The 2,982-nt window shown below is 59.7% G+C and carries 3 protein-coding genes and 1 pseudogene; all 4 read left to right on the top strand.

Translation table 11 applies throughout. The annotated features are described in order from the left end of the window. Window positions 1-722, top strand: a 722-nt coding sequence (locus ACGLYG10_RS16535; protein ID WP_244542572.1) for a hypothetical protein, incomplete at its 5' end; no start/stop codon positions are given. Window positions 723-925: 203 nt separating this feature from the next. Beyond that, the gene (locus ACGLYG10_RS04210; protein WP_073328225.1) at window positions 926-1,570 is read left to right on the top strand and encodes a hypothetical protein; all 645 of its coding nucleotides are present in this window, start codon (window positions 926-928) and stop codon (window positions 1,568-1,570) included. A 15-nt stretch (window positions 1,571-1,585) separates the two neighbouring features. Further along, window positions 1,586-2,293, top strand: a complete 708-nt coding sequence (locus tag ACGLYG10_RS04205) for a hypothetical protein (protein ID WP_139240813.1) — start codon at window positions 1,586-1,588, stop codon at window positions 2,291-2,293. Window positions 2,294-2,512: 219 nt separating this feature from the next. Then, a pseudogene (locus ACGLYG10_RS04200) lies at window positions 2,513-2,982 on the top strand (hypothetical protein); the annotation flags it as partial.

Genomic DNA, 2,982 nt, shown 5'->3' with positions numbered 1-2,982 from the left:
GGAACTTGAACTTTGATGGGAAGAGTGTGGAGGAGCAGAAACTAGACTACCCCGACTACCGGTTGCACGCGGATGACACGGAAGGGCGCTGGTATATGCCGACGTGCTCGTCGAAGTATATGGCCAACGATGACGAGCGCAGCATTGGCGATATCGCTGAGGCGTACTATGCGGAAAATAGCCCGGTGTGGGTTCCCGCAGGCGAGTCTGCTCCCGTTCCGGAGGTGGATGGGGCGACGCTCGCGCAGGCCGCCTGGGATGCGGTGACGATCCCTACGGCGACGATCTCGTATAACCCGATGGTTGGGGATGTGGGGGCCACGATTGTGGGTATGGATACCTGGGTGTGGGCCACGGGTGATACCCCCAAGGAGGTGCAGGTGACGGCTACGGCGGGGTCGACCACCGCCACGATCACAGCCACGGCCTCGATGCTGACCCTGCAGTCCAAGGATGGCACCGCCAAGTGCACCGGCTTCGGCATCCCCTGGAGTGAGGACAATGACGCCAAGGGTACGGACTGCCTGATCGTGTTCGACCGGTCCAGTGCGCACTTCAAGGACGGTGTGACTCCGGTGGATGTGAAGGTGTCCTACGCGATCACCTACACGGCCACCGACGGCGCCGCCGGAACCATGGACACGCATACCACGTCCACGACCACCAGCATCCCGGTGGCGGAGATCCAGGCCCTGAACACCATACCCACCAAACAACCATAAGGCTGCTCGGGCGGAGGCGCGCGTGGGATGGCTGGCGGCAATGGTGGTTCTGGGCGGTGACGGCGAAGAGAAGCAGGGAGGTGAAGACGGTGGGATCGCGATCAAGAGGGATTAGGCAGCCGGGTTGTGTCGCTCGGAGGAGTGCCTGGTTGCGGCTTCGAGGCAGACATGCTTGTGCTGTTGTCGTAGCCTCATGCTTGGTCATGATTTCGGCAGGGTGTGGGCTTATTGATGGTTCGGGTGAGACCACCGAGCCTCCGGACACTCCGCTGGCGGATGAGACCATCTGCGGTGTCTTCCCCAACCATGATCTCCAGGAGACCCTTGGTTTCGGCACCTACTGGTATGACTACATGACCGGCCCCACGGGGGATGTTGAGACCGGCGAGTCTGGTTACAGCTACAGCTGCGGCACAAGATCTAACCGCGCCCCCTTCGGACAGCTCGACATCGACTACCGCATTGGAATCCACGTGCAGCCGAGTGCGCAACCTGCGTTGGAGTTCGATGACATTCCCGTTGAGTTTCCCGATACCGCCCGGGAGCTGACTTTTGAGGGTGTGGAGGGTGAGGGTTGGGTGTGGACCTTTGATGTCAGTATCTATGTGGCTTGGCGGTATAACGACAACCAGGTGCTGTTGGCCAGGTTGACTTATTGGGGTCCGGATGAGGATCTGGATGAGCAGGTGGAGAAGTTCCACGCCGTTCTTGAGCCTGCCCTGGCCCAGATCCCCGAACTGGCCTTTGCAACCCCCACCCACGTCACTGTTCCCTCCACCACGCCCGAGGCCGAGGACACGGTCACCAGCACCGACGACTTACCCCTATCAACCATCCTGCACTGCTAAGGAGAACCGTCCAACATGCAATCCTTAACTCCTGTTTCGCGTCACGGCCGACACCGGCCGGTGGCTGTCCTGCTGGCATTGCTTCTGGCGTGTGCGCCTCTGGTGGCGTGTTCGTCTGAGTCGGATGACAACCCCTTGGGTATTCCTACTTATGATCCGGAGGCTGCGGCGTCGGCGGAGGCGTCTGAGTCGGCGGCGTCGGCTGAGGCGTCTGCGTCGGCTGCTGCTTCGGCGGAGGCTGCGGGTGTGGTGACGGCGGAGTCGCTGTCCACCGAGCGCTACGAAGTTACCTCCATCCCCGAGGATCTGGATGAGCAGCAGACTGAAGTCCTGAAGGCCTTCGTCAACTACGACCAGGTCACCTGGAACATCTGGTTCACCGGCACCGGCGTAGAAAACGCCGAACCACTCACCACCGACGAAGAATATCAGATTATCGTAAACAATTACGAAGCTTCTAGTGGAGAGATCGTTGAGGGTGGACTGAGGATTGCGATTGCTTCCGTACTCATAACATCGCCATATTCTAAGAATGCTCAGGCGGAAGTTGTCACTTGTGGGGACCAATCGGCGCTGACCGCCTACGATGCTCAGGGTAATGATGTCAGTAACCCTGAAGTCCTCCAAGGGCGCTATGAAACGCTAATAACTATGATCAATGAGGATGGAACCTGGAAAGTGTCAGGCGAACAGACTCTATCCACTAATGAGTGTGCGGTGTGAGTTATGATGATCGATAGACGTGTTTCGGCGGCTGTGATGGCGTTAGTTATCAGCCTGGCCTCTGTTGTGGCCCCTGCGCAGGCTAAAGGTATCGGGAACAATGACACTGGGTTGTCATCTGGTTCGGTGTCATCTGGCGGGGATGGTTCGGTGACGATGAGTGTGGAGGTGGAGTCTGTGTCGGCTGCTGCGGACGGGTCTGGTTCGGGTGGCGCTACGGTGTCGTCGCAGTCGGTGACGGCTGCGGTGCATCCGGTGTGCTGGTACCAGGAGGGCAGTACGGGGGCGGAGGTGGCTGAGTGGTTCGACTCCGGTGAGGCGGACGAGGATACCCGGAACTTGAACTTTGATGGGAAGAGTGTGGAGGAGCAGAAACTAGACTACCCCGACTACCGGTTGCACGCGGATGACACGGAAGGGCGCTGGTATATGCCGACGTGCTCGTCGAAGTATATGGCCAACGATGACGAGCGCAGCATTGGCGATATCGCTGAGGCGTACTATGCGGAAAATAGCCCGGTGTGGGTTCCCGCAGGCGAGTCTGCTCCCGTTCCGGAGGTGGATGGGGCGACGCTCGCGCAGGCCGCCTGGGATGCGGTGACGATCCCTACGGCGACGATCTCGTATAACCCGATGGTTGGGGATGTGGGGGCCACGATTGTGGGTATGGATACCTGGGTGTGGGCCAC

The sequence above is a fragment of the Actinomyces glycerinitolerans genome (assembly GCF_900098745.1).
Classification (GTDB): Bacteria; Actinomycetota; Actinomycetes; order Actinomycetales; family Actinomycetaceae; genus Actinomyces; species Actinomyces glycerinitolerans.
Note: the sequence above shows the minus strand (reverse complement) of the source record. Positions and strands in the feature narration are given on the sequence as shown.